We start from the raw sequence: 20,318 nt of genomic DNA, 5'->3' as shown, positions 1-20,318 counted from the left end.
GGTCAGGAGACCGGTTCGACCTTGGGGGTTTCTTGGGGGGTTGGCGGGGGTGGGGCGGGCGGGCCGCCTTCCAGCTGGATGTCGGGGACGATGCGGTCGAGCCATCGGGGCAGCCACCAGGCGCGGTCGCCGAGGAGCGTCATGACGGACGGGACCAGGACCATCCGGACGATGCTGGCGTCGATGAGTACGGCGACCGCCATGCCGACCGCGAGCATCTTGACCGTCGGGTCGTCGTCGAGGACGAAGCTGAGGAAGACCACGATCATGATCGCGGCCGCGGTGGTGATGACCCGGGCCGTCGCGCCGATTCCGATCGCCACGGCGCGATGGCTGTCCTTGGTCGCGATCCACGCCTCGTGCACCCGGGACAGCAGGAAGACCTCGTAGTCCATCGACAACCCGAACACGATCGCGAACATCAGCATCGGCACGAACGACGGGATCGGCACCTTCTCGTCGATCCCGACCAACGAGGATCCCCAGCCCCACTGGAACACCGCGACGATCACGCCGTACGCCGCTCCGACCGACAGCAGGTTGAGGATCGCGGCCTTGATCCCGATCAGGAGCGATCGGAACGCGACCGTGAGCAGCAGGAACGCCAGCAGCACGACAGCCCCGATCAGCCACAGCATCCGCCCGGCGACCTTCTCGGTGAAGTCGACGTACCCGGCGGTCGTGCCCACGACGTACGTCGGCTCCTGCTGCCCGGCCAGGACGTCGTCCCGGATCCGGTTGACCAGGTCCTCGGTCTCCGCCGCGGACGGCGACGTGGTCGGGATGACGTTGATGATCGCCGTCGTACCGGTGCTGTTCAGGCTCGGCGGCTGTACGGCGGCCACGCCGGACGTCTTCTGCAACGTCGACGCGAGACCGTTCAGCAGGGTCTGCTTGTCGGTCGAGCTCTCGGACGGGAGTTGTACGACGACCGTCAGCGGACCGTTGGCGCCCGGGCCGAAGCCTTGGGCCACCAGGTCGTACGCCTTCCGGCTCGAGTCCTGCTCCGGATCCGTGCCGGCGTCGAGCTGGCCGAGGTTCATCGACAGCAGCGGGATCGCCAGGACGAGCAGCACCAGCGTGGCGACGATGCCGTACGGCCACGGCCGGTCGCTGACCTTGCGTCCCCAGCGGGCGAACGCGCTCTGCTCGTGTTTGAGGTCGCGCCGCTCGCGCTCCTCGGCCCGGTGTTCGGCCACGGCCGCCTCGTCCTCGAGGCCGGCCTCGAGCTCCCGTTCCTCCACCAGGTGCTGCCGGTCCTTGCGGTTGAGAACCATGAACTTGGCCAGACCGAGCATGGCCGGAATGAGCGTGAGGGCTGCCAGCACGGTGACCGCGACGACGATCGCCGACGACAGACCGAGCGCGCCGACGAACGGCACGCCGGACACGTACAGGCCGAGGATCGCGATGACGACCGTCCCACCGGCGACCAGGATGGCCGCACCGGAGGTCGACTCGGTCCGGCCGACGGACTCCTCGACGCCTTGCCCGTCGTCGAGTTGTTCGCGATGGCGCGACACCATGAAGAGCCCGTAGTCGATCGCGACGCCCAGTCCGAGCAGGGTCGCGACCGTCGGTGCCGACACCGGGAAGTCCTTCACGGCCGCGAGCAGGCCGAGGATCGCCAGGCCACCGCCGACGCTGAAGACCGCTGCCACCAACGGCAGCGCGGACGCGACGATGGAGCGGAACATCAGGAACAGCAACAGCAGCGCCAGCGCGAGACCGATGGCCTCCGAGAGCGCATCGTCGGCCTGCTTGCCGATCTGCCCGGCGCCTCCGCCGTACTCGACCTCGAGTCCTGCTGCGCGGGCCGGCTGGACGGCCGCGTCCAGCTTGTCGAGGTAGCTGCTGTCGAGCGACGCCGGCACCACCGAGAACGACACCGGAGCGTTGACGACGCTGCCGTCCTTCGAGATGTACGCCGTCGACGACGTCGCGAGCGGATCGACGGCCGAGACGACGTCAGGCAGCTTGCCGACCGCCGCCATCGACGTCTTGACCGCGTCGGACTGCTCGGAGACCGTCCCGGACTTCGCATGGAAGACGATCGATCCGGAGTAACCGCCGGCCGTGGAGAAGTCCTTGTTCAGGATCGTCAATCCAGCAGACGATTCACTGCCCGGGACCGTGTAGTTGTTGACATACGTACCGCCGAACGCCGCCCGCAGGACGAACAACCCAATCACGGCGACCAGCCAGCCGGCGATCACGAACCAGTGAAATCGTGCGGCCCCCCGGCCGAGCCGATCCAGAAACGCATGCATAGGGCGCCCCCTCCCCCAGGCGCCCCCAGGCCGCGGCCCCGCCGCGCGCCCCTTCGCCGACAGTAGGCCGGGCGCGACCGCGCGACAACCCCTTGGTCACTGTCCGCATCTCTACGCCACCGCGGGATCGCTCTTCGTCGTCACCCGACCAGGCGGAAGCGCTGGGACGAGACAGCACGCCGTACTTCGTCCGCCGTCCGCTGCACGTCGAGCCCGCTGGTGTCGATCGCGTGCGACTCCAGCTCACCCAGGTCGGCGAAGAGCTGGTGCAGCCCGGTGATCGCCTCGGCATCCTTCAGCGAGTCGCCGCCCCGGTCCCGGGCGCGGGCCAGCGTGGTCTCGAGATCCGGCCGGAGCACGACGTACGACAGCACCAGGCCGGCCCGCTCCGCGGCGGCGCGGAACGGTGGCACGTAGTGGAGGCCGACGACCCCGTCCACCACGACGTCGTACCCGCCTCGTGCGTACGTCGTGGCGGCCCCGACCATCACGTCGATGACCACGTCGTTCTGGTCCGCCGCCCCAGGCATGTACGGCGGCACGAAGCCGGTGCGGATGGCCGTGTAGAACTGATCGGTCAGGAGATGCACTGTCAGGCGTTCCGCATCCGTGGCAACCAACTCGGCCACTGTCGACTTGCCTGCACCAGGCGTTCCGGTCAGCACGATCAGCTCGCCGTTCATGCTGCGAGACACTAGCCAACCCGCCCCGGAAACCGCAGCCATTTAGCCGCCGGCGACGCTGGGGAGGATGAGGAGCTCGGCTTCGGCGGGCAGCTTGGTGTCCAGACCGTCCAGGTCGCGGATGTTGTCGTTGCCGAGATACACGTTCACGTGCCGACGGATCGCACCCTGCTCGTCGGTCAGGCGCCGGCGAAGCGCTGGGTGCTGAGCCTCGAGGGCGGCGAAGACCGAGGCAACAGTCGGCTCGCCGCCGGCCTCGATCTCGACCCGCTCGGCTCCGCCCGCGAACGGTCTGAGCACCGTCGGCAGCCTGACCGCGACCATCGTCAGCCCAGCACCGCGGCGCGCACGGTGAGCACGTCCGGCAGGTGACTCGCCACCCCGACCCACGTGTCACCGGCATCCGCGCTCGCGTACACGCACCCGTCGCGCGTGCCGACGTACACCCCAGCCGGGTCGGCCGAGTCGGTCGTCATCGCGTCGCGCAGGACCGGCACGAACGAGACGTCGGGCAGTCCGCTGGACAACGGCTCCCAGGTCGCTCCGGCGTCGCGGGACCGGTAGACGCGGCAATTGGCCTCGGTGGGGATCCGGTTCGCGTCCGCCACCAACGGGAAGACGTACACCGTGTCGGGCTCGTGCGGATGCACCACGATCGGGAACCCGAAGTCCGACGGCAGACCGTCAGCGATCGACTTCCAGATCGCGCCACCGTCGTCGGACCGGTAGACGCCGTGGTGGTTCTGCGCGAACATCCGGTCCGGTACGTCGGGATGGCCGGCCAGCTTGTGCACACACTGCCCGAACTCCGGATACGGGTCGGGGAAGAACTTCGCCTGGATTCCCTGGTTCGCCGGCGACCACGACGCACCGCCGTCGGTGGTCTGGTACACGCCACCGGTCGACATCGCGACACTCACCCGCCCGGGGTCGCTCGGGTGCGGGAGCACGGTGTGCACCGCCTGCCCGCCGAAGCCGGCACCCCACTCCTTGCGGTGCGGGTGGTCCCACAGGCCGCGGACCAACTCGAACGTCACTCCGCCGTCGGTCGACTTCCACAGCGCCGACGGCTGCGTCCCGGCGTACACGACTCCGGGCTGCGATTCGGGCGCCGGCTGGATCTGCCAGACCCGCTCGAGCGACGCGTCGGAGCCCTCCGGAAACCCGATCGAGCCCTGCGGAGGCTCGTCCCAGCTTGTCCCGAGGTCGTCGGAGTGGAACACCGCCGGGCCCCAGTGCTCGCTGGTCCCGCCGACGAACAGCCGGGGCCGGTCGCCGCGCGTGTCGATGCCGACCGCGTACACACTCTGCATCTCGAACTCCGGCACCGGACCGTCCAGGTTCCAGTCCTTGCGCGCGGCGTCGCTCCGGCCGATCCAGAGCCCCTTCTTGGTCCCGATCAGCAGTACGGCCTCGGACATCGTTGTCCTCCTTTAGCGTGGTGGGCCCGCCACCACATTGACGAGTGCTTCCCCGTTCGCGTAGCGCTCCAGCTGGGCCCGCACCAGGCGGGCGACGCGCGGCTCGAACGCCGTCGACGCGCCGCCACGGTGCGGGTTGATCAGAACGTTCGGAGCCGACCACAGCGGATGTCCGGTGGGCAACGGCTCGGGATGGGTCACGTCGAGCGCGGCGCTGATCCGCTCGGAGCTGAGCTCCGCCAGCAACGCGTCCGTGTCCACGACGACACCGCGTGCGACGTTCACCAGCAGCGCGCCGTCCTTCAGTTGGGCCAGGAACTTCGCGTCCACCATCCCCCGCGTCTCGGCGGTCGCCGGCGTCAGCACGACGACGACATCCGCGCGCGGGAGCAGCTCAGGCAGGTCGGTGATCGGGTGCACACCCTCCCGGGGCCGCCGAGCGACCCGGATGATCTCGCACTCGAACCCGGTCAGCCGCCGCTCCAGCGCCTCCCCGATCGACCCGTATCCGAGGATCATCACCGTCCGGTCCGCGAGCGAGTCGTCCAGCTCGGTGTACGACGACGGCCAGACCTCCCGCTCCTGGTTGCGGACGGCTCGCGGCAGGCGCCGGTACGACGCCAGGATCAGGCCGACCGCCAGCTCCGCGGTGGACGCGTCATGGACGCCGCGGGCATTGCACAAAATGACTCCGTCGGCCAGGTGCGGCACGACATGCTCGAACCCGGCCGTCTGGGTCTGCACGACCTTGAGATTCGGCATCTCCCGGACGACCTGGATCACCCGGTCACCGCCCATGTACCCCGGAACGTAGAACTCGACCTCCGCGAGCGACGCCGGCCGCTCGTCACCATCGAAGAAGTCCACGTCGAAACCCGCGGGCAGCCCGCCGAGGAAGGAGCCGGGGTCCTCCCAGGGCAGCCATGCCTTCACCACATCAGCCATGCCCACGAACCTACTCGGCCACTCCGACAGTGTGAACTCCCGTGCCAGGCACGAGGCGTCGTCGTACTCTGGATCGGTGCCTTCGATATCGGATCCGGTCCGGACTCTCGATCACGATCAGGCGGTAGGGCAGCTGCGGGCGTCGTACGAACGGATCCCCGCAGGCAGGCCCGTCCGGCTGGCGAAGCGCAGTTCCAACTTGTTCCGGCCGAGAGCCGAGATCGACCAGGCCGGCCTCGATGTGTCCGGACTGACCGGCGTGATCGATGTCGATGCGGTGGCGCGGACGGCCGACGTCCAGGGCATGTGCACGTACGAGGACCTGGTCGCGGCGACGTTGCCGCACGGCCTCACCCCGATGGTCGTCCCGCAACTGAAGACCATCACCCTCGGCGGCGCGGTCACCGGACTCGGCATCGAGTCGTCGTCGTTCCGCGCCGGGCTGCCGCACGAGTCGGTGCTCGAACTCGACATCCTCACCGGGGCCGGCCAGCTCGTCACAGCCCGGCCCGACGGTGAGCACGCGGAGCTGTTCCGCACCTTCCCGAACTCCTACGGCACCCTCGGCTACGCGACCCGGCTGCGGATCGAGCTCGACCGGATCTCGCCGTACGTCGCGCTGCGGCATGTGCGGGTCGACCTGGACCGGCTCGGCCCGGTGATCGAGGAGATCGTTGCCTCCGGCATGTACGAGGGCGAGCCGGTGCACTTCGTCGACGGGGTGGCGTTCACGCCGTCGGAGGCGTATCTGACGCTCGGTCGCAACAGCGACGCGGCGGTGCGGACCAGCGACTACACCGGCCAGCAGATCTACTACCGCTCGATCCAGCAACGACCGACCGATTTCCTCACCGCACACGACTATCTGTGGCGCTGGGACACCGACTGGTTCTGGTGCTCGGCCGCCTTCGGCGCGCAGAACCCCTGGGTACGGCGGGTGTGGCCGCGGCGCTGGCGGCGCAGCGACGTGTTCCACAAGATCGTCGGCTTCGAGAACCGGCATCACGTTGCCGCGCGGCTCAATCGCCGGCGCGGCCACGCCGACCGCGAACGCGTCGTCCAGGACGTCGAGATTCCGGCGTCGCGGCTGGCCGGGTTCCTGCGCTGGTTCGACGCCGAGGTGGGGATGCGGCCGGTGTGGCTGTGCCCGCTGCGGCTGCGCGGGTCCACCGACTGGCCGCTGTATCCGCTGAAGCCCGGCGAGACGTACGTGAACGTCGGCTTCTGGGGCACCGTGGCCATGGCCGACGGTGCCGCCGACGGTGACGTGAACCGGGCGATCGAGGACGCCGTCGCGCGTTTCGACGGCCACAAGTCGCTGTACTCCGACGCCTACTACGACCGCGACACGTTCGACCGCCTCTACAACGTTCCGGCCTTGAACGCGGTGAAGAAACGGTACGACCCCGACGCCCGGCTCACCGGGCTCTACGAGAAGGCGGTGACGCGCCGATGACGACGCTTGCGACCCAGGTTTCGATTGCCGATGCACTCACGACAGTGACCCCGGACGGTCTCCCGTTCCGGTTCACGGCGTACGACGGCAGCGCGACCGGCCCGGAGGATTCGCCGATCCACATGCACCTCGCGTCCGAGCGCGGCCTGTCCTACGTACTCACGGCGCCCGGCGACCTCGGCCTGGTCCGCGCCTACGTGATGGGCGATCTGGAGATCACCGGCGTGCACCCGGCCAATCCGTACGAGCTGATGCGGATGATGCTCAACCAGCTCCACTTCGAGCGCCCCACGACGGCGGAGGCGCTGCGCATTGTCCGCGGGCTCGGCTGGAGCCACCTGAAACCACCGCCGCCCCCGCCGCAGGAGCACCTGCCGAAGTGGCGCCGTACGTTCGAGGGACTGCGGCACTCGCGGACCCGGGACAAGTCCGCCATCCACCACCACTACGACGTGTCGAACGCTTTCTACGAGTGGATCCTCGGGCCGTCGATGACGTACACCTGCGCGGTGTACCCGTCGGCGGACGCGACCCTGGAGCAGGCGCAGTACGAGAAGTACGACCTGGTGGCGCGGAAGCTCGACCTGAAGGCGGGCCAGCGGCTGCTCGACGTCGGGTGCGGGTGGGGCGGCATGGTCCGGCACGCGGCCCGCGAGTACGGCGTACGCGCGCTGGGCGTCACGTTGTCGTCGGCGCAGGCCGAGTGGGCGTCGGAGGCGATCAAGGCCGAAGGGCTGGAGGATCTGGCCGAGGTACGGTTCCTCGACTACCGCGATGTGCCGGAGCGCGACTTCGACGCGATCAGCTCGATCGGCCTGACGGAGCACATCGGCGTACGCAACTATCCGTCGTACTTCGGTTTCCTGCTGGACCGGCTCAAGCCCGGCGGCCGGCTGCTGAACCACTGCATCACCCGGCCGGACAACCGGTTCCGCTCCACCGGCGCCTTCATCGACCGCTACATCTTCCCCGACGGCGAACTGATCGGCTCCGGCCGCATCATCGCCGAAGCCCAGGACGCCGGCTTCGAGGTCCGCCACTCGGAGAACCTCCGCGAGCACTACGCCCTCACCCTGGCCGCCTGGTCCGACAACCTCCAGACCCACTGGGACGAGGCCGTCGCCGAGGTAGGCCACCCCATCGCCAAGATCTGGGGCCTCTACCTAGCCGCCTGCCGAGTCGGCTTCGAACGCAACAACACCCAACTCCACCAGTTCCTGGCAGTAAAACTGGACAACCAATCCAACGCCCACTTCCCCCTCCGCCCCACCTGGCTCAGCTGACAAACGAGAGGCTCCAGCGATCCTTCCGCTGGAGCCTCTTCGTCAGAGCTGGGAGAGTCGGGACGCCTCGTTACGGCTACGAGCGCTGCCGGTCGACGTAGTCCAGGATGTCGCCCAGCGCGTCCTCGGCTGTCCCACCGAGGTCAGGATCGGACATCAGTTGCTGGAGGCGCTCCCGAACCGCGTCGTCGATCCGACCGTCGAGCCGTGCCACATGACCAAGACAGGTGACGGCGAGACGGCGGACCTGAGGATCGCGCCCGACCGCCGTGCACTCCAACAAGAAGCGCTGCAACCACGCACGATCCACCTCGTTGTACGTCAGATCCAGCAGCGCAGCGGTCGCGTCGGTCGTCGTCCCATTCTCAACGGCCCCGACGCGCCCCGCCCGCCAACGGAGTTCATCCTCCGTCACCTTCAATTGGTCACCAGCCCGCTCTTGATGGCCTTCGTCAGCACAGATCTCGCCCTGGCCATACTCGGCGCGGTCTGAAAATCGCCTGGTACGTGACCATGGTAAATCTCGTCGGTTCCTCCCTCGACCGTGCAGCCACAGGCGCGCATCTCCGTCCGGTCGAGAATCACGGTCTCACCGCTGCTCCGCCCAACCCGCCGGGGTGACGTCGATTTGATCTGCACCGAGTTGTCCAGTGCGGCCTGACCGTCCGAAGGCTCGGCGCTGTTCACGCCGCGGGACGAACTGCGAGCTGTCGGGCCGTGCTTTCCGCCGGCCTCGTAGATCTGCCGGCCGCAGTTGTGCACCAGGACCCGAGCCTCGGACTGGCCGGTGGTGCCTACGTAGTAGGTGTGAACGTCGTTGACTGTCAGGTTGTAGACCACAGCCTGGGTCGTCCGGGAACTCACCTGCGACACAGTGACCACGACACCCTTGTCCAGGCTCTCCAGAGCCATTCCCGCGCGAAGCTCAGACGCCTCGATCCACCGCTTCAGCGCGGGGACGTAGAAGGGGTGTCCGTCCGTGGCTGTCACGGCAGTGGTCTCGGAGTTGCCGTTCCTCGCGGCAACCTGGAGGGTGATCGTGACCAGCGTCTTCTGCCCACGTCCGATGATCGTCCGAACGACCGATCTGTCGGTGGTCGCCCCGGTCTGCGGATCGGTGACCCGCACTTTGTCGCCGACCCTCACCTTGTCGATGGTCATCTCGCTGCCGTCGGACAGCACCACCTTGGTTGACGACACGAACGAGTTCCACACACAGGACGCCGCATCCGTGAGTTCGTCTTCGGCTTTGCGGAGGCCCTTGATGCCGTCGATGGCTTCGCCGACCAGGTCTTTGATGCGGCCGATGAGTTTCCAGGCCTTCTTGGCATGGAGGAGGTATCTGCTGATGAGTTTGCCGGCGATGCCTCCGGCGAAGGAGGACAAGATGGTGACGCCGGTGGCGATGCAGCCGCCGATGTCGCCGTTGGTGAAGCAGTTGAGGGCGTCGGTGATGCCCAGTTCGTCGGCGACGATCTTGACCAGGTCCTTGATGACCTTCTTGATGCGCTTCTTGGTCTCCTTGACCTTCTGGGTGTGCTGGGAGATCTCGGACTCTTCCCAGGTGTTGATCTGCTTGCCGTCGTCGTCCTTGTAGGAGATGAGGCCGCCGCGGCCCTCCTTCTTGGACTTCTGGTACTCCTCGACGTTGTTCGAGCCGCCGTTGCGGTACTCGGGCCCGTCCTCGCCCCGGCCGCCCAGGAACATCAGGCCGTCGGGGTCGCTGAACGTCGCCGGGCTGTTGTTGGAGTAGGCGTAGGCGTTGAGGGTCTGCGGATCGGCGATGTCGACCAGCGGGTCGACACTGATGAAGCGGCCGAGCTTCGGGTCGTACTCGCGGGCGCCGAGATGTGTCAATCCGGTCGACGGATCGTCGACGCCGTTGACGAAGCCGCGGGAGTTCGGTTCCCAGGTCGGTGATGTCGTACCCCGGGTGTTGCCGAACGGGTCCATCAGGCGACGGGACACGGTCGTCGTCAGTCCGTCGACGGACACCGACGCGGTGCCGTGCGGGTCCGCCATCAGGTACTCGACCGACGAACTGTTGTTGCGCATGGCAATCGTCGCGCCGTTGAAGTCGTAGTACCGGGTCGAGCCGGCTGTGTCCGTGGTCTTGTCCCAGCGGACCTCGGCCGACGCGAGGTAGAGCGTGGCTCCCTTCGGATCGTGACGGATCAGGCGACTGCCGTCCGCGTCGTAGACGAAGCTGGTGTCGCCGTCCGGGCCGCTGACGGACGCCACGTGACCTTCCGCATCCCAGGTGAACGCGTCCGTGTCACCGCCGACCGTCCGCGTCGCCAAGTTGCCGGCGGCGTCATACCCGTACGTGTCGGCCGATGTTCCACCCGGGCCTGCGGCGGACACACCAGTGACCGCGTGCGGCCGAGCGGCCGTCGGCGCCGGGTACGCGTAGGTCGATGTGGTGTCCCCAGCCACCTTGTGGTCGACCAGGCCGGTCCGGTTGCCCGACGCGTCGTACGAATACGACTGCCAGTACGGCGCTGGGCCGCCCAACGTGGACGCGGACCGCGCATCCGTGCACTTGCTCGCCGGAGTCCATGCCTCGGTGGTCCGCTGCAGGTAGTCGGTCGCGAAGCACTGGAGATCGAGCGACGTGCCGTACTGGTGGGAGATCGACGTGACGTTCGACGCGTCGTCGTACCCGTAGACGAAGGTGTCGTCGGTCTGCAGGACCGCTTCGCGGTCGACCTTCATCTTGGCCAGCCGCCGCGTGCCCTGCTCGTACTCGAACGACTGGTAGACGCCCTTCCCGGTCTGCTGACCGGCGTGGTACTGCAGCGGGTCGCCGTACTCTCCGTAGACAGTTCCACTGACGTAGGCCTGCCAGCCGCCCATCTTCGACAGGTTCCCGGATGCGTCGTACGAGAGGTCGATCGTTTCGTCCGGCAGTCCCGGCGTGGTCGGCAGCTTGGCCTTCTTGACGGTGCCGTCCGGGTTGTATTGCGTGGTGCTCGCATAGGTGCCGGCCAGCTTGCCTTCGGACGCCGGGATGACGACCTGAGTGCCGACCGGGCGATCCATCGAGTCGTATCCGGTGATGGCGGACACATAGTTGTTGCCATTGATCGTGCGGGTGGACGACGTCAGCAGTCCCTTGCCGAGCGTGTCGTACACCCAGCTCGCCAGCACGGGGCCGGTCGCCGATCCGTTGCGTACGGCGGTCTTGCGGTCCAACTCGTCGTAGGAGAAGTAGAGCTCCTGCCCACGCGCGTCCTTGGTGGACACGACCCGGTCCGCCGCGTCGTACACCGAGGTCGTGGTGCCCTTGTCGGGGTCGTCGGCCCGGATCTGCCGACCGCGCAGGTCGTAGCCGTAGCTCCAGACACTGCCGGCCGCGTTGGTGACGGTCTCCAGCTGATCGTCCGGGGTGTAGGTGTACTTGGTCGAGTCGTAGTCACCACCGGCCGCACGGCCGTGGAACTGCCGGAGCTCCGTGACCTTGCCCCGGGCATCGAGCATCTTGATCGTGGTGGTCGCGCCCTCCGGCGGGATCACCGCGACCGCATTGCCGCCGTAGATCGTCTGGGTGCGCCACTTCTCCGCGTTCTGGACGACGAACTGCGACAGGATGGCGCGGTTCGCGCCGTCGTAGGTGGTGAGCGTCCGGGCCGGCAGATTCGGCTCGTCGGCGTCGAAGAGCGTGTTGGACGGTGCGGACGTGTTGTCGTAGTACGGCCCGTCCTGACTCGCCACGTTGCCGCGGGCGTCGTACCTGGTGTCGATCAGAACCCGGCCGAGACCAGTTGCCGCGGGCGTCTGCACCTGGCGCTGTCTCAGCAAACCGTCGAACAGCGTCCGGCTCGTCTTGTAGGTGCCGTCCGGCTTGAGCTCCTGGGTCGCGACGACGTTGGGCGCGGTCTTCGACACCAGGTAGCTGAAGATCATCGACGCGGTCGCGCCGCCGGCCTTGGAGCGGTTCGGCAGCCAGACCCCGGTCAGCCGCCCGAACGCGTCGTACGCGAGATCGGTACGGCGTCCGTTCGGGTCGACCTCGGCCAGAGTGGCTCCCCAGGCCGGGGAAACCGTGGTCGTGTTGACGAATCCCTTGGCGTCCGTGGTGGTCATCCCTGTCACCGGGCCGCCGGTGGCCGGAACGAAGGCGACCGTGCTGGTCTGCCGGTTCAGGCCGTCCCAGGTCCCGACGATCCGGCCGAGCGCGTCGTACGACGTCCGCGAGCGCTGCTCGTAGACCGGGCCGGAGGTCCAGCCGCTCATGGTCTCGACCTTGGTGACGAGGCCCCGGACCGGCGCGTCCGCCAGACCGGTCTTCCCGTCGTAGTAGCTGCGCTCGTCGGAGATCACCTGAGTGGGACGGTCCGGCGTCGCACCACAGGCAACGGAAACCGTCTCCTCGCGGCTCACCGGGCTCAGCAGCCACAGGTCGTTGTTGCGGTTGTAGGTGTAGCGGGTGCACCGGTCGTCCGCAGTCGTTGCCAGATCACCCAGGTCGTCGACCGAGGTGGGCAGACCGACCGAGTCGAAGGTCGTCACCGAGCCCGCCGTACGGTAACTGCCGCTGCTCAACCGCGTCCGGGTCACCGACGACTTGGTCCGCAGGATCATCGCGGTGTCGCCACCGGCCGTACCCGTCGCGGTCACCCACGGCGTGGAGATGGTCCCCTCGACCTCGGCGCCACCGGCACCGTCGTACGTGATCTCCTCGCGGACGAACCCGTTGTACCGGTTCGCGTCCTCGATCGTGCCGCCCTGGCTGTCGGTCACGATCGCCGTCTTCTTCGTCGTCCCCGCAGGGTCGAGGTAGTCGTCGTGCATCCCGCGGAAGAAGGTGTACTGCGTCTGAGTCTGGTTGCCGAGCGGTCCGGCCTTCACGTTGACCTTGGAATACCCGCGCCAGTCACCCCAACTGCGGTACTTCAGCAGCGTCAGTTCGTTGTCGTCGAAGTGCCAGGCCGGTGTTCCCAGATACTCGTACGTCGTCTGCTGGTCGGGGGCATCGGTGGTCTGGTCGTCGACCGCGACAGACGTGACGACGTACTTGCTGAACCACTGCAGGGTCGGCGCGGCGCCGCCGTCGATGGTCCAGTAGACCGGGAAGCACAACCGGGTGTTGGTCGCCACGTTGGCCGGTTTCGAGGTCGGCGTGCAGTCCGCGGCGCTGTAGTTGACGTTGGTCGTCTGACCCGATTCCGACGTGACCGACGAGACGCGGTACTTCACCATCGCCGGGGCGCCGTCGCCGATGGCGTCGACCCGGTTCGGCTTGTCGATACCGGTGAACGTGACGCTGGGGTTCGTCAACGCTGTGCCGACCCGGCCCTGGTGGGTGATCGAGCGCAGGAACAACGACGGCGCGACGTCCGTGGCCGGATAGTCCTGGGTCAGGGTCCAGGTGTCGACCGGGTTGTAGGTGTTGTTGCTGCCGAGGACCTCGGTGTTGATCGTGGTCAGCCGCTTGCGGGTGAAGAACGACGGCGAGGTCCGGTTCGGGCAGGTGGTCGACGACGTACAGAGCTGGTCGAACGGCGTGTCCGGCCAGCGCGAGGCGTTCGCCGCGGTCAGCTGGGCCGGGTCACAGGTCACCGTTCCACCGGGGAGGCACCGCTCGGAGACGCCGAACCAGACCCGGGTCGGCGCGGCCGTGGTCGTCTCGGTGCTGCCGGCAACCTTTCCGTAGTCGATGATCCACGGGTAGCTGGCGCGCTGGTAGATCGAGACGCCGGTGTTGTTGTTGCGGCCGTAGTAGTTGCTCTCCTGGATGTACCGGTAGCTCATCAGGTTGTTGCTGAGGTCAACCACCCGGTCGACGTTCCAGCGCCAGGCCTGAGTGCAGTACGACGCGGCGAACGTCGCCTGGTAGCACGGCTCACCGACCTGGTTGCCGAAGACCGGGACCGTGCTGACCGAGTCGGAACGGGCGTTGCCGGGCACGCTCGGGTTGAGACCGAAGGAGTACTTCGTTCCGTCCGTGGTCGTGACCTGCCAGTACTCGCCGTCCTTGGCGCCGTTCGTCGCGCCGTAGCGGCGCTGGATCAGCGAACCGTCGTCGTTCTTCAACCGGAACGTGTCGATCTTCGCGACCGGGTCGCTGCTGATCTTCAGCAGTTCACCGGAGTGGCTGCCCAGCGAGAGGACCGCGTTGTCGGACTTCCAGCACAGGTCGCCGGTCTTCACGGTCGTGTTGCTGTTGGTCATGTCATCGGCGCAGGACACGTACTTGCGCTCGATGAAGCCAGGCTCCAGAGAATGCCCCTGGCCAATCCACGAGGTCTGGTTGTTCGTCGACGCCACCTGCCCGTCGACCGACCCGGAGCTGTAGCTGATCGCGAGCTCGGGCTTGGGACCGGCCGTACCCGGCGGGACGCGGAGCGGATAGCTCCAGGTGAAGTCGCCGGTCTGAGCCCCGACGTTCCAGGTCGCCGAGGGCGAGAGCGTCGTCGCCGCGTAGGAGCCGGCCGGGCCGGATGCCCCAGCCGTCAGGGCCAGCGTGGTGAACTGACTCGTCGCCTGCTTGGCAGCAAGCTGGACCTCACCGGACACGACCTTGGTGTCGACGTTGTTGCGCGTCGCCGCCACCGGCCGTTCCTGCGTACAGGTGGTGGCGGCGGTGCAGGTCAGTTCGACCAGCCGAAGCCGCGACGACCAGTCGCCGCCGTAGGCGCTCGCGAACTTCGAATAGTCGAACTGGACCTTCACCTTCGCGGGCGCTGCCTGCGCGTCCGTCCGGCTGAGACGCATCGCGACACCGGTGACGCCGAGCCGGTTGCTGTCGGCCTGACCGAGCACCTCGAGCTTCGCAGACGGGGACGCTGTACTCCGGGCCGTCGCACTGACGGAGGCGGACACGGATGATGCGACCTTGCTCTGCACCGAGGCGCCGACCGTCGAGACCGACGCCTCCGGCCATACCGGAGCCGGGGGCACCTTCGAGGCCGCCACGGCCTGCTTCGACTGGGCCGCCGGCGCCGGGACGAAGTTCTTGCCCGGCGTCGGCTTCTCCTGCTGCACCGCCGGCGCGGGCCGGCTCGGCGTCTTGGCCTCTGCCTCGGGGACGTACGCCGCCACACCTGCCACCAGGCTGACGCCGAGCAAGGTAACCAGCGCGGCCATCCGCCGCCGCTTGGTGTGAAGTGATCGCATCAGAGGTCCTCAGTTGGTCGGGGCGGAGTCGTACAGGTCCGTGTAGACCGCGGCGTTGTCGATCGGACCGGGGTAGATGCGAACGTCGTCGACCTGGCCGTCGATCGGACGGGCCACACCCGCGACCGTGCCGGTACCGACTCGCAGCAGCCCGGGTGCGTCCGTCGTCGGAGGAATGTCCACGGTCGTCGCCACCGCGTCCTCGCCGACGAACAGGGTCAGCGTGTGTTCCCCGGAGTCGTAAATGCCGGTGAGGTAGACCCAGTCACCGGCCAGGTACGGTGTGGGTTGCGACAGAACCGACAACTCGCCGGATCCGTTCGGGTTCGGGATCGAGAAGGACCACACGGCCTTGGGATCGCCAGGATCGGACAAGTCCTGGCTCTGGACTCCCAGCATGAATCCACTGGTGCCGGCGCGGTCCTCGCTCAACGCGATCTGACGCCCGGGTGTGTTTCCCAGCTTCACCCTCACGCTGGCGCTGAAGCTCCGGCTGGTGTCGACGATGTCGCTCGCCGGCGAACCCAGCGTGGCGCCGCCGGTCAGCGCGACCGACCAGTCCTGATTCGTCGCCGACGGATCCCACCGGTCCCCGGACGCCCAGGTCGCCGTGGTCGCCAGGTTGAGTCGACGCCCGAACGTACTCGAGTCCGCTGTGGTGATTCCCGAGCCCTCGTCCATCCTCCAGATGCCGGCTGCGGCGCCCGTCTGGACCTTTGCGGCCGCCTCGCCGTACAAGGCGCTGCGGTTGTTCGAGCGGTCGTAGGCCCAGGCCCTGATCACCGTCGGGCCGGTCTTCGTGGCGGTGAAGGTGAAGGTGCCGGGATTGACCGGGATGTTCGCGCTCGTCGGCTCCTCGCTGTCGATGGTGTAGCGGAAGTAGTTCTGGTCGACGGCGGTCGCGACGATCTTGACGCTGACCGTCTCACCGAGGGAGTAGATCTTGTCCTCCCCCGACGTGATCGTGACGTCCGGAGCCACCGGTTTGGAGGTGTCGATGATGAACCAGCAGAACGGCGACCAGGCCGAGTAGTCGACACCGTCCCAGGCACGGACCCGCCAGCCGATCAGCCGGTTCGTCTCCAGCGGTGCGACGTCGGCTTGTGGCGTGAAGTCAATCGTGCTGCCACTGACCTTGGTGACGCTGGTCAGCCGCTGGGCCGCCGCCCCGCCGCCGTTGTACCAGAACTCGAAGCCTGCCGACGACGGCTGCAGGTCGCTGTCGAGAATCTTGACGTGCGGGACCGGGCTGGTCTGGTTGAGCCGGGCCGGGTTCTGGTAGTCGGTCGCGCAACCCGACGTGGGATCCGTCGTCCGCATGCCGGAGACCTGCGGGATCCAGTTGTAGCCGATCGTCAACTTGACCGCCTTGTGGAATCTCTTCCAGGCCAGCGAGTCGGCTTCGTTGGTCGCGCGCACCCCCAGGTGGACCCAGCCGCTCCGCGCGGCGGCCTGCTCGGCGACCGCGGTCAGCACGTTGAACTCGAGCCACTTCCCGTTCGGAGTGCATTCGTCGCGACCGACTGCATCGGTGGCCGAGGCCAGCTTCTTGAGCCAGACGTTGGAGCCCGAGCCGTTGCTCCAGTTGACCTCCGTGTTGATCGCGGCGACCTTCCAGACCTCCACCGCTTTCGGCGTACAACTGGCGGCCCACGTCTCGTAGGCACTGAAGATGGCCGAGGTGATGTGGGCGCCGGCGAGACCGGAGATCCCCATCTTGTAGATCAGGCGCTTGCGGCTCCACGGCTCGAACGACTGGTACCCGACGCCTTCCGGGCCTTCCCAGTTCCACGACGGGGTGGTCGGGTAGTGCTCGTTCATCATCGCGCGACCGGACTGCGCCGAGTTGAACGTCGGGTCGATGTGCAGCGGGTACCGCGTCGCGGCGTCGTTCAGCAGCGCGGGCGCCGGGCTGATCGTCAGCGCGTTCTTCGAGACCGTCGCCGGAAGCTGGACGACCTTGTCGCCTTCGAGCGGAGCCTCGGTCCGGTCGTCGTCCGTCGGTGCTGTCGCCGTACCGCGGGAGTCCCACATGATCGGCTGCGATCCGCTGAAGACCAGCTTGCCGAGGTGGTCCTTCGCCTCGATCACGCCGCCCCTGGACTTCGCCACGGTCAGGCCGGGCGCCTTCATCCCGAGGTCGAGGTTCTGCAGCTGCGGCAGCCGGGCCGCGGCCGGGGTCTTGACGATCAGGACCTCGCTGTAGGAGTCGGCGAAGGCGGTGATCTTGAGGTCGACGTCGGGGAACACGTTCGGGTAGGTGACGTTGTCGGCGTCGACGACCGGCTGGGGCAGCGTCCCGGGCCAGCTGAGCGCGAGCTCGTGGCCGTCGGACGTCATCACGATGAGCGGGTCGGTGCCGCCGCCGGAGAACGTCATGTCGAGCGCGGTCGCCTTCGGCCGCAGCCGGCCGTCAGCGCTCTTCGCGAGTGTCGTGTCGATGTCGGCCCACTGGTCGCCACGCTTCACGCGGACCGGGATGTTGGTCTGCTCGAGCGTGAACGTGCCGTCCGGGTTGGCGAACGTCTGCGTGGTCTCGGTGCGCTTCTCCGGCACCTCGACTCGTTTCCCGGTCGCCTTCGCCCGCTTGGCCGGAGAGTCGTCGGCGGCCGTGCTGGTCACCGCCGCCGGTTGAGCGTCGGCCGGCGCCACGATCACCGACCCGAACAGTCCCACTGCCAGCGCGCAGAAACCCGCCACCGCACGCCGCGCCAAAGTCTTCCGCCCCTGGGGCAGACCCCACCCGTACATCGCGCCCACCGCTCTCGACTCCCCCGAGCCATAGATGCGGTACGGATCCTAAGGAGCGCACACGGTGACCAACAGGTACAACCCATACAGTTCACCCATACAAACCGGAACGCCCCAGTACCCCATGTGTGGGGTGCATGGACTACGCCTGTGGTTGGCATTGGACGGGCGCCGGCCGGGCGGGAGACGGTGGTCGGGTGGCTGTCGAGTTCGGGGTTCTGGTGGACGTTCGGGGGGCGGGGGCGGGGTACTCGGGGGAACGGGTGGAGGAGGTGGTGGTTGCCGACCAGCTCGGGTTCGCGGGGGCTTGGTTGTCGGAGCACCATCTGACCGCGGACGGCATGTTGCCTTCGCCCTTGGTGATGGCCGGAGTGCTTGCGGGGCGGACGGCGCGGATCCGGATCGGGACGAACGTGCTGGTGTTGCCGCTGCATCATCCGTTGCGGGTGGCGGAGGACGCGGCCGTGCTTGACCTGGTGTCGGGTGGGCGGTTCGTGCTGGGGGTCGGCCAGGGGTACGCCGAGCGCGAGTTCGCCGCGTTCGGAGCCGACAGACGACGGCGCGGGGCACTGCTCGAGGAAGGCGTGGAGCGGATCCGACGCGCGTGGGCCGGCGACCTGTCGGTGACACCGCGGCCCGGCCACCGGATCCCGATCTACGCCGCTGGAGTGACGGCGGCGGGGCTGCGGCGGGCGGCGCGGGTGGGCGACGGAGTGATCATCTACTGCGCGACCCCGGCGGATCTGATCGCCCGGCGGAAGCTACTGGACGAGGTCGTCGACGAGCCGCCGCCGCTGATCTGCACCGGGATCATGCACGTGGACGAGGACGCGGATCGGGCCTGGGCCGACGCGGCGCCTGGGATCGCTTATCTGGAAGGGGAAATCGCGTCGTACGGCGGGACCGAGCCGCCGGCGTTGCGGCGGGAGGACTATCTGGTCGGTACGCCGGAGGACGTCGCCGACCGGCTGATCGAGTTGCACGCGGCGACGCGGTTCGTGCAGTTCGCGCACTGGTTGCGGCTTCCCACCATGTCGCACGAGGCGGCGCTGCGGTCTCTCGAATTGGTTTCGGCTCGGGTGATTCCCGCCGTACTGGCTGGTGTTGGACGCTAACTTGGGAGGCAGGACGACCTGAGGAGACGGCGTGGGCGGGACTAGGGTCAGGCAGCGTGGACGGGCTGCGGTGGTTTTGACCGCGCTGGCGTTGGCTGCGGGGTGCTCCGATGACGGTGCCGCGACGACGTCGAATCCCGGCACGTCCGCGCCCAGTACGACGCCCGCACCGAGCAGCACCGGTACGACGTCCAGCGCCGCGCCGAGCACGAGCCGGCAAGGGCCGGTCAAGCTGACTGTGGCGTCGACGGTGGCGACGGGAATCGACGTACCGTGGGGGCTCGCGTTCCTGCCGGACAAGAGTGCACTCGTCGCGGAGCGGGATTCGGCCAAGATCAAGCGGATCGCGGGCGGGCAGGCGAACGAGGTCGGCGAGGTGGACGACGTCGACGGGTCGTCCGAGGGCGGACTGCTCGGGCTGGCCGTGGATCCTGGGTATCCGGGCAGGCCGTACATCTACGCCTACTACTCCACCGACGACGACAACCGGATCGCCCGGATCACGTTCCAGAACAACAAACTGTCCGACCAGCAGGTGATCCTCGACGGGATCCCGGAGTCGGCGGTCCACAACGGCGGGCGACTGCGGTTCGGCCCGGACGGGTACCTGTACGCCGGGACCGGTGACGGGTCCGAGCGGCCGAACTCCCAGGACGACGAGTCACTGGGCGGGAAGGTCCTGCGCATCACCACCGACGGCAAGGCCGCGCCCGGCAATCCGGACGGCCGGCCCTGGTTCAGCAAGGGCCACCGCAACGTGCAGGGCCTCGCCTTCGACGGCAAGCAGTTGTACGCCGCCGAGTTCGGCCAGAACACGTGGGACGAACTCAACGCGATCACCGCCGGCACGAACTACGGATGGCCGGCCGCCGAGGGCGTGAGCGGACTCGACGGTATGGCGGACCCGATCGCGCAGTGGCGGACCAGCGACGCGTCGCCGAGCGGTATCGCGTTCGCGCAGGGGCACATCTTCATGGCGTCGCTCCGCGGCGAGCGGTTGTGGGCCATACCAGTTGCCGACGGCAAGCGAACCGGCGAGCCGCAGGCGTTCTTCACCAACCAGTTCGGCCGGCTGCGCACGGTCGAGACCGCGCCGGACGGCTCGCTCTGGCTGACCACTTCCAACACCGATGGCCGCGGCGGCACCCGCGACGGCGACGACAGAATTCTCCGCATCACCATCAGCCGTTGACCGACAACCGTTTCAAGTCTTTGCGCGTCTGGTACTAGTGGGGGAAGCCTTGAGAACAACCGGTTGAGGGAGGAGTTGGTGAT

Annotated in this window: 12 protein-coding genes; 4 read left to right on the top strand and 8 right to left on the bottom strand. The window is 67.9% G+C overall.

What is annotated here, in order from left to right; all coding sequences use genetic code 11:
• Nucleotides 1-2: 2 nt before the first annotated feature.
• The 5 genes from ACGFH6_RS42940 to ACGFH6_RS42920 form a co-directional block, all read right to left on the bottom strand.
• The gene (locus ACGFH6_RS42940; protein WP_393396809.1) at nucleotides 3-2,270 is read right to left on the bottom strand and encodes an MMPL family transporter; all 2,268 of its coding nucleotides are present in this window, start codon (nucleotides 2,268-2,270) and stop codon (nucleotides 3-5) included.
• Between the two features lie 140 nt (nucleotides 2,271-2,410).
• Nucleotides 2,411-2,953 carry an AAA family ATPase gene (locus ACGFH6_RS42935; RefSeq protein WP_393396807.1) on the bottom strand — a complete coding sequence of 181 codons (543 nt, stop codon included), beginning with the start codon at nucleotides 2,951-2,953 and terminating at the stop codon, nucleotides 2,411-2,413.
• Between the two features lie 42 nt (nucleotides 2,954-2,995).
• Entirely contained in the window at nucleotides 2,996-3,277 is a 282-nt protein-coding gene (locus tag ACGFH6_RS42930) for a ubiquitin-like small modifier protein 1 (RefSeq protein ID WP_393396805.1), read from the bottom strand.
• Between the two features lie 2 nt (nucleotides 3,278-3,279).
• Nucleotides 3,280-4,374 carry a WD40/YVTN/BNR-like repeat-containing protein gene (locus ACGFH6_RS42925; protein ID WP_393396803.1) on the bottom strand — a complete coding sequence of 365 codons (1,095 nt, stop codon included), beginning with the start codon at nucleotides 4,372-4,374 and terminating at the stop codon, nucleotides 3,280-3,282.
• 12 nt (nucleotides 4,375-4,386) lie between these two features.
• Nucleotides 4,387-5,319 (bottom strand): 2-hydroxyacid dehydrogenase, encoded by a 933-nt coding sequence (locus ACGFH6_RS42920; protein ID WP_393396801.1) that lies wholly within the window; start codon nucleotides 5,317-5,319, stop codon nucleotides 4,387-4,389.
• A 76-nt stretch (nucleotides 5,320-5,395) separates the two neighbouring features.
• Here ACGFH6_RS42920 and ACGFH6_RS42915 point away from each other — a divergent pair, with 76 nt between their 5' ends.
• Together ACGFH6_RS42915 and ACGFH6_RS42910 are read left to right on the top strand one after the other, a co-directional pair.
• A complete protein-coding gene (locus ACGFH6_RS42915) occupies nucleotides 5,396-6,775 on the top strand; it encodes an FAD-binding oxidoreductase (RefSeq protein ID WP_393396799.1) in 1,380 nt (459 codons plus the stop codon).
• Entirely contained in the window at nucleotides 6,772-8,058 is a 1,287-nt protein-coding gene (locus ACGFH6_RS42910; protein WP_393396797.1) for a class I SAM-dependent methyltransferase, read from the top strand. Before ACGFH6_RS42915 ends, ACGFH6_RS42910 begins: the two co-directional genes overlap by 4 nt.
• A 76-nt stretch (nucleotides 8,059-8,134) precedes the next feature.
• Here the strand turns inward: ACGFH6_RS42910 and ACGFH6_RS42905 are convergent, their stop codons facing one another.
• Genes ACGFH6_RS42905 through ACGFH6_RS42895 form a run of 3 tightly spaced genes read right to left on the bottom strand, consistent with a single transcriptional unit; the run spans nucleotide 8,135 to nucleotide 17,928 of the window.
• The gene (locus ACGFH6_RS42905; RefSeq protein ID WP_393396795.1) at nucleotides 8,135-8,473 is read right to left on the bottom strand and encodes a hypothetical protein; all 339 of its coding nucleotides are present in this window, start codon (nucleotides 8,471-8,473) and stop codon (nucleotides 8,135-8,137) included.
• Between the two features lie 2 nt (nucleotides 8,474-8,475).
• Complete coding sequence (locus ACGFH6_RS42900; protein WP_393396793.1) at nucleotides 8,476-15,177, bottom strand: polymorphic toxin-type HINT domain-containing protein; 6,702 nt, start codon at nucleotides 15,175-15,177, stop codon at nucleotides 8,476-8,478.
• 9 nt (nucleotides 15,178-15,186) lie between these two features.
• Nucleotides 15,187-17,928 (bottom strand): LamG-like jellyroll fold domain-containing protein, encoded by a 2,742-nt coding sequence (locus tag ACGFH6_RS42895; protein WP_393397211.1) that lies wholly within the window; start codon nucleotides 17,926-17,928, stop codon nucleotides 15,187-15,189.
• A gap of 197 nt (nucleotides 17,929-18,125) precedes the next feature.
• Between ACGFH6_RS42895 and ACGFH6_RS42890 the strand changes: the two genes are divergently transcribed.
• Both ACGFH6_RS42890 and ACGFH6_RS42885 read left to right on the top strand, forming a co-directional pair.
• The gene (locus tag ACGFH6_RS42890; protein WP_393396791.1) at nucleotides 18,126-19,043 is read left to right on the top strand and encodes an LLM class flavin-dependent oxidoreductase; all 918 of its coding nucleotides are present in this window, start codon (nucleotides 18,126-18,128) and stop codon (nucleotides 19,041-19,043) included.
• A gap of 70 nt (nucleotides 19,044-19,113) precedes the next feature.
• Nucleotides 19,114-20,235, top strand: coding sequence for a PQQ-dependent sugar dehydrogenase (locus ACGFH6_RS42885; RefSeq protein WP_393396789.1), 1,122 nt, complete (start codon nucleotides 19,114-19,116; stop codon nucleotides 20,233-20,235).
• The last annotated feature ends 83 nt before the right edge of the window (nucleotides 20,236-20,318 follow it).

The organism is Kribbella sp. NPDC049227 (genome assembly GCF_043197265.1).
In the GTDB taxonomy this organism is placed as follows: Bacteria; Actinomycetota; Actinomycetes; order Propionibacteriales; family Kribbellaceae; genus Kribbella.
Note: the sequence above shows the minus strand (reverse complement) of the source record. Positions and strands in the feature narration are given on the sequence as shown.

Coding starts and splice junctions, on each gene's coding strand:
- ACGFH6_RS42935 (WP_393396807.1), bottom strand. CDS start 2,953: ATGAACGGCGAGCTGATCGTGCTGACCGGAACGCCTGGTGCAGGCAAG.
- ACGFH6_RS42920 (WP_393396801.1), bottom strand. CDS start 5,319: ATGGCTGATGTGGTGAAGGCATGGCTGCCCTGGGAGGACCCCGGCTCC.
- ACGFH6_RS42925 (WP_393396803.1), bottom strand. CDS start 4,374: ATGTCCGAGGCCGTACTGCTGATCGGGACCAAGAAGGGGCTCTGGATC.
- ACGFH6_RS42895 (WP_393397211.1), bottom strand. CDS start 17,928: ATGTACGGGTGGGGTCTGCCCCAGGGGCGGAAGACTTTGGCGCGGCGT.
- ACGFH6_RS42940 (WP_393396809.1), bottom strand. CDS start 2,270: ATGCATGCGTTTCTGGATCGGCTCGGCCGGGGGGCCGCACGATTTCAC.
- ACGFH6_RS42930 (WP_393396805.1), bottom strand. CDS start 3,277: ATGGTCGCGGTCAGGCTGCCGACGGTGCTCAGACCGTTCGCGGGCGGA.
- ACGFH6_RS42900 (WP_393396793.1), bottom strand. CDS start 15,177: ATGCGATCACTTCACACCAAGCGGCGGCGGATGGCCGCGCTGGTTACC.
- ACGFH6_RS42910 (WP_393396797.1), top strand. CDS start 6,772: ATGACGACGCTTGCGACCCAGGTTTCGATTGCCGATGCACTCACGACA.